Below are 7,140 nucleotides of genomic sequence, written 5' to 3' on the forward strand. Positions count from 1 at the left end.
TTAACTGTTAAGGTTAGTAAACCCTCATTGCCCATAGACATAGTTACTCAACCTTGTATTTAGCTATATTGACTTTTCTCATACAATTTGGGCACGTTGCATAATATTGCTTTTTGCCCTTGTAGTCCCATACATACCCACACCTAGGGCATTTAAGTTTTACCACTACTTACCACAAGATAACTAATAAGGAAATAGCCCTTATAAGCTTTTCTCATCCCCGCCATAAATGGCAAGGCTATCTTTATGTAATAGTTGAGATTCACGATAAATATAATAATTTGAACTATAAAGAATTAGGTAACCACCCCAAGTTCCTTTTATTTCAAGCTCTTTATTTTCAATATTACCTTGAATATAATTAATTTTAGGTTGTTTAATTCTAAAAAATTCTGTCTCTTTAGAAATATCAAATTTTTTAGAAATTTTTTCAATATAGTTTTTCATCCTAAGCAAAGAGTTATATAGGTTATCCGTTTGAATCCATCTGTGCCTCCAAAGTTCGTTAGCTAGTTTATTTTTTGATATATTTATTTCCATTAGTCTGGCTTTATATAAGCTATCTGTTAAATATATTTGAGCTGCAACTATATGAGGTTGCTCTGCTATTCTCTCTAATATCCTGAATTTTCTAGTTGTCCCAACTTTAGGCAAATCTTCTCCGAAATCAACTAAATAAACTACATATTCTCCTTCTTTAATTTTTTTATCAATCTCTCTACATGCTTCAAGAGATTTTTCTCCTCTATATGATAAGCACAGATTATATATAGCCCTCTCACTCCTCTTATGTTTGCTACAAAAACCTTCCGATGGAGCTGGACAATAAAATCTTTTGGAGGGATCATCAGCTTCTTCTAAAGGTCCATTATGCCACTCGCAATAACTATTTAAATTGCTTTCTATGATCTTAACTGGACCTTTATATTTATAAACTTCAGGAAATCCTATTTTTTGTATTAATAAATAATCTAGGTCTGATTCGTACGTTTTTATATTAAAAGTATCATTACCGACTAATACATTCCTTCCTGGTTTAATCTCTTCCTTAATTTCATTCCCTATATTCTTCTTAACAAGCCTCAAAATGACTCTTTCATACATTTCTTATCAAAAAATAATTGAGTTATTAAAAAATAAAAGTTTTATTGCCTTCATAATTAAGCTCATTAAAGAGTTTAGCAGAAAGATTTGATAATTTTCTAAACTTCCTTTCTTGAAAACCATGTGATAATAAACAAACAACAATAGTCCTTATGCTATTAAACTTTACATCGTATATATCTTCATCTGGCCAACTCTTATAGTATGAGGAGTAAGAGCCAACTTTACTCTTACAATACCATAGAGTATAATAGAGTAGCACCCATAGATAGGTATAATCCTCCAGGACTCAAAAAACCCTTTAGAGTATGGACTAGATCATACATAAATTCTTATCACAATAATAACTACTATACCAACTATTATTCCCTTAGATATTGTACGCATACATTTATAAGTATTCATTAAGATTCACCTTGCAGAGCTTCTATAGAAATTCGATACATAAATACTACATGAAAAGTCTATAATAGCAAATTATAAAGATTGTATATACATATTTTCGTGCCCACAGGCAAAGTGTTTTTTAAATATTTCAACTTAAAGGAGATGATTCTTAAATAGAAGAATATATCGATAAATAAACACATATATATAAATTTTACTCCGTATTATTCATTTAAACCAATGAAAAAAACAATAATAGTTTTCGATGAACTAGAATATTACTAGGATGTGGTGAGAAAGTATGAGTATAAAAGGTTTTAAGAGGTATGGGGTAAAGGTTTTAAGTGTTTTGCCTGCTATATTAGCAGTAATAAGCTTAGTGATATCATTGCACTTGGGTCACCCTGCTACTCATGCCAATTTGCAAGCAGTTGCACCAGTAAGCGGGGAAGACGATATATTTATATGATTATTTTTATTTATTGATTGTTATTGATTTTATTTGATTTCTAAGTAATGTTTATTATACCACTCTTCAAATTCTGATAATTTAACTTTTCTCCTAGCAATTTCTTCTAGATTACTATTTGGTACCCATTCCTTTAGAATCGGGTTGTATTCTCTAAATGGCAATATATATCTTTCTTTTATATCATGGCCTTGAAGGTTAAATTGTATCACTTCATCCCATGAATATTGCTTGTACTCATTAACTATTGTAATATCGAAATATCTCGAATCTATAACATAATTAAAGTATATTACGTTATCGCCTAATAAAATTTGGCCTACAAATGGAAATGCTAAAAGTCTTTTAAAAATGTCCCTAATATTTTTATTGCTACCCCTAAGTAATATATATCCTGATGTAAATGGCATTGATTCTTTTAGTCTTAAATTAAATGAATTAAGACCAACTTTTGGTAAAAATGCTCCTCCTCTTGAATATAATTTTGCATGGCTTAAATGATATTTAAAAGATGAAAACGGCTTAAACCTTCTTAATGGGCTAGGACCCTTAAATGCATCTATTAATAAACGATAATTTCCTATGGCATCAGATCCTAAAGCAGCTAATATCAAGACATCTAATGCGTCAGGCTTTCTCAGTGGATTTTTTATTTCATAGTTTATTGGTGGGTGATTATCTAACATTTTATATATTTTATCTATATCATAAAGCTTATCATTTTTTTCGTCATAATAATATAACCAATTAGGTCGTGAATTATACATGTCATCAAATTGATATATTTCAGCATTAATTGAATTCTTCAAATCGTTTATCGCATTAATATCGTTAACAGGGAAAAAATAGCCTAAAACAGTTCCCAAAGATGTATGAAATCTTCCAACTAGCCAATAATCTTTTAGAGGGGAACTTTCAAGCCATTTTCCTTTAATTATAGCCATTACGTATTTTAAATTAAGTAGTTTTCTTGAAAAATCTACTACCGGTGATGCAAAACTTCTATCTCTAATCAAATTAAAGTATTTTTCTAGTGTAGAATCTGCAATATCTAAAATTTCTGATAACCTGGTTAAATTATATGGAGGGTAGTTTTCTTGAATTGCATTCATCATTTTTAGCATAATTTTCCTATTTAACATTTCTCCAGGTATTTTTTCTCTTGGCACCCAATTCACCGCTCTAATTATTTAATATAAATAACTGAACTTAAAAGTAATTAAGCGTAAAAATTTTACAATAAGTTTTTACTAATTAAGTTTAAAATGTTTCCTGATAAAATAGATCTGGGTAGTATACTTGAAAGCTGACATACCAGTATCCTGTATAATAGATGCACATGTGCACAGCCCTGTAATGAAAAATACAAAGGAGGTTAATGAATATTTAAGAAAATTAGTTGACTCGGGTATAGGAGGAGCTGTTATATTAGGTATTCCCCCATTTAGAGATCTACTACTAAAGGTTTCCTATGACGATATACTAAAGGAATATGATAGAACGAAATATTTAATTGATAAATTTGCTGGAGAAATTAAAGAAGTGCTAACCCCCGAAAACTTATTTTTAATGGCACATCAATTATCCGAGAGTTTTTGCAAATTCATAAAGCATCAAGAAATTTCAGCTTTATCTAATTTTACTGTACTATTTCCTGCTAATTTAGCTTTAGAACCTGATGCATTAGCGACTATTTTAGAAAGATCTATAAATGAAGGATTTAGAGGTTTTAAGATCATTTCTACATTATTTTTTAAATATCTAAATGATCCTTCCATAGAAACAACAATAGCTGTTGCTAATGAAAAAGGTCTTCCAGTTACTATCCATGGTGGATGTGATCCTGGTATTTGGGAATTACCGAAATTCTGTAAATATGGAGATCCTTCTAAACTCGATAGTATATTAAGCAAATATAGAGATGCAAAAATTATTATAGCTCATGCTGGTGGTTATAGTGCAATAGCACCAGGCGTTTTTATGGACGAAACGCTTAGTTTAGTCAAAAAATATGAAAACGTTTATATAGATACTTCTGCATTGCCATCACAAATTATTCCTTTAATTATGAAGGACTTTCCAATAGATAGAATCATGTATGGCTCTGATTATCCTGCAGTAAGTAATTCTGATCCAAAATTATATATGGAAGACGTATTTTTTACTCTCTTAAATTCAGGTATTTCAAGGAGAAACCTTGAGAAATACGCGCATGAAAATGCAGAATATATTTTTAATTTAGAATGTTTAACAAGCAACTATGATTTAATAAAATAATACTAAATAATACTTATTTATATTTTTTTGCATACATTTATGTATGGTAAGATTTATATACTTGCGCGTTATATATTAAACATTAGTGGGGATGGTAATTTTTGAGTAAACAGCCTGAAGGTGGGGAAATAGAAGACCTTCCTTATAGGGAAAAACATTATCCTTACCATAATGCATATTTAGATTTTTGGAAGAAAAGTATTGAAAATATAGAAGATTTTTGGGATCAAAAAGCAAGAGAGCTTTTATGGTATAAAACATGGGATAAAGTCTTAGATTCTTCAAATCCTCCATTTTATCGTTGGTTCGTTGGAGGATTAACAAATATTAATTTAAATGCATTGGACAGATGGCAAAATACACATGTATTTAATAAAGTAGCTTATTATTGGGAAGGAGAAGACGGGACATCAAGGGTTATAACCTATAAGGATTTGTTTAGAGAAGTAAATAAGCTAGCAAAAGCTTTACAAGACCTTGGAGTTAAAGAAAATGATAGAGTTACTATTTATTTGCCAATGATTCCAGAATTACCTATTTCTATGCTTGCTACAACTAGAATAGGAGCTATTCATAGTGTAGTCTTTTCTGGTTTTAGTGCAGAAGCTTTATCAACTAGAATAGTTGATGCAAAATCTAATGTTTTGATAACAGCAGACGCTTATCCTAGAAATGGAAAACCCATTGAATTGAAAAAGAATGTTGAGGAAGCAATTAAAATGGCAAAGAATCAAGGGACTGAAGTTGAAAAAGTAATAGTTGTTAAAAGGTTGGGATTGCAAATCCCATTTGTTGAAGGGAGGGATTATTATTACCATGATTTAATAGGCAAATATCCGGATAGCACTTATGTTAAACCCTTACCAAGAAAGTCAGACGATATTTTGTTTATGCTTTATACTAGTGGAACGACAGGTAAGCCAAAAGGAATTATGCATAGCGTAGGAGGTTATATGGTATTTGTTTATAATGCATTTAAATGGAATTGGGATATAAAGCCTGAGGATGTCCATTGGACTTTCGCAGATGTAGGATGGATCACTGGTCATACATATATAGTTTACGGTCCATTAATGCATGGAGCAACAGAAGTAATGTATGAAGGAGCCCCTGTTTATCCTGCACCAGACAGGCCGTGGGCTATTGTAGAAAAATATAAGGTAACTATACTTTATACAAGTCCTACATCATTAAGGCTTTTAAGGCAATATGGAGATGAAAATGTGAATAAACATGATTTATCATCATTAAGAATTTTAGGTACAGTAGGAGAGCCGATTAATCCAGATGTTTGGAAGTGGTACTTTAATGTTATAGGAAAAGGGAATTGCCCTATTATAGATACTTGGTGGATGACTGAAACTTCAGCTTCTATGATAGCACCTTCACCAAATTTAGGATTAGTTCCATTGAAGCCTGGATCTGCAACTTTCCCATTGCCTGGTATTGAACCGGATGTATTGGATGATAATGGAAAACCAACTCCTTATGGAGTTAAAGGATATTTGGTTATAAAGAAACCTTGGCCAGGTATGCCTTTAGGAATTTGGGGAGATCCTGAGAGATATGTAAAGACCTATTTTGGCAAATATCCAGGATTATTTTATGCAGGTGATTTCGCTGTTAAAGATGAGGAAGGATATTTCTGGCTATTAGGAAGAGCCGATGAAGTATTAAAAGTAGCAGGTCATAGGATAGGAACTATAGAAATGGAAGATGCTTTAATTAAGCATCCATCAGTTGCTGAGGCAGCTGTTATTGGTTTACCAGATCCGGTTAAGGGTGAAGTACCTATAGCAGCTGTAGTCCTTAAAGTTGGCGTTAATCCAAGTGAAGAACTCAAAAAAGAACTTGTAGAAACAATTAGAAATGTTATTGGTCCTATTGCAACTCCACAAGCAATAGTTTTCGTTAAAAAATTGCCAAAGACGAGAAGCGGTAAGATTATGAGGAGAGTAGTTAAAGCAATATTTACAAATAATCCTACAGCAGACACATCTACCTTAGAAGACCCCACTTCGGTTGATGAAATAAGAAGGGCATGGGATGAGTTTAAGTTAAGCATGAAATAAAATATGTAGTTTTTTTGATTTTTTTTTTAATTTAATAAGGGGGTTTAAAAAAATGTCAGGTAAAGAAGAGGTTTGGGGAAATCCGGCAGCTTTGGGTTTAGTAGGATTTGGTTTGACAACTATTGCTTTAAGTTTTGCAAATGCTGGAATTATACCAACAACAGGATTAACTATTGGCTATGCAGTTTCTTGGGGTGGTTTAGCACAGGTTTTTGCAGGATGGATATCCTTTAGAAGAAATGATACCTTTGGTGGAACTGCTTTCTCTGGATACGGCTTATTCTGGATAGGTCTAGCATTAGCTTTAATACTCGGTTTAAAAATAAGCTCATCAGAATTAGGGCTTTGGATGCTTTTATGGGGTATATTTACTCTCTACATGGATGTTGGATCTATATTAGCTAAAGCAAGAGTTTTAAGTATTGTCTTAACATTCCTATTCATAACTTTCTTCGTTTTGTCTGCAGCCGATTTTACTGGAAGTTCAATGATTTTAAAAACTGGTGGATGGATAGGATTAATTACAGGAATTTTAGCAGTTTATTTATCTATGGCAATTATAGTAAACACAGTTAAGGGCAAAGCTGTCGTACCTGAATAAATTTTTTATTTTAAATAATCATTTTTTTAAAAAAATAACTGATAAGGAATAAATTTTTACGTTTAGTTTGCACTTAATATATTTGGGTGTTTATCTAGTGTCTGAAGGCGAATCTGCAACTGCTGAATGGTATAAACTTAGCGTTGAACTACATAAATATTATGGAGGTAAGATAGAAACTATTCCTAAAGTGCCTGTTAGAAGATTAAAAGACTTTGCTATATGGTACA

Annotated in this window: 7 protein-coding genes; 4 read left to right on the forward strand and 3 right to left on the reverse strand. The window is 31.6% G+C overall.

Annotated features, from left to right (window positions below; translation table 11 throughout):
• Positions 1-43 precede the first annotated feature (43 nt).
• Both RXO53_RS07310 and RXO53_RS07315 read right to left on the reverse strand, forming a co-directional pair.
• Positions 44-166 (reverse strand): hypothetical protein, encoded by a 123-nt coding sequence (locus RXO53_RS07310; protein ID WP_410712395.1) that lies wholly within the window; start codon positions 164-166, stop codon positions 44-46.
• 35 nt (positions 167-201) lie between these two features.
• Complete coding sequence (locus RXO53_RS07315; RefSeq protein WP_410713573.1) at positions 202-1,104, reverse strand: DUF2797 domain-containing protein; 903 nt, start codon at positions 1,102-1,104, stop codon at positions 202-204.
• A gap of 688 nt (positions 1,105-1,792) precedes the next feature.
• Here RXO53_RS07315 and RXO53_RS07320 point away from each other — a divergent pair.
• Complete coding sequence (locus tag RXO53_RS07320) at positions 1,793-1,960, forward strand: hypothetical protein (protein WP_410713574.1); 168 nt, start codon at positions 1,793-1,795, stop codon at positions 1,958-1,960.
• Between the two features lie 29 nt (positions 1,961-1,989).
• Here the strand turns inward: RXO53_RS07320 and RXO53_RS07325 are convergent, their stop codons facing one another.
• Entirely contained in the window at positions 1,990-3,129 is a 1,140-nt protein-coding gene (locus RXO53_RS07325) for a hypothetical protein (RefSeq protein WP_410713575.1), read from the reverse strand.
• 130 nt (positions 3,130-3,259) lie between these two features.
• Between RXO53_RS07325 and RXO53_RS07330 the strand changes: the two genes are divergently transcribed.
• The 3 genes from RXO53_RS07330 (at position 3,260) to RXO53_RS07340 (ending at position 6,910) form a co-directional block, all read left to right on the forward strand.
• Positions 3,260-4,237, forward strand: coding sequence for an amidohydrolase family protein (locus RXO53_RS07330; RefSeq protein WP_410713576.1), 978 nt, complete (start codon positions 3,260-3,262; stop codon positions 4,235-4,237).
• 101 nt (positions 4,238-4,338) lie between these two features.
• Positions 4,339-6,309 carry an acetate--CoA ligase gene (acs, locus tag RXO53_RS07335; RefSeq protein WP_410713577.1) on the forward strand — a complete coding sequence of 657 codons (1,971 nt, stop codon included), beginning with the start codon at positions 4,339-4,341 and terminating at the stop codon, positions 6,307-6,309.
• Between the two features lie 52 nt (positions 6,310-6,361).
• Positions 6,362-6,910: an acetate uptake transporter gene (locus RXO53_RS07340; protein ID WP_410713578.1), complete on the forward strand. Its 549-nt coding sequence runs from the start codon at positions 6,362-6,364 to the stop codon at positions 6,908-6,910.
• Positions 6,911-7,140 lie beyond the last annotated feature (230 nt).

The organism is Caldisphaera sp. (assembly GCF_046536515.1).
Lineage (GTDB): Archaea > Thermoproteota > Thermoprotei_A > Sulfolobales > Acidilobaceae > Caldisphaera.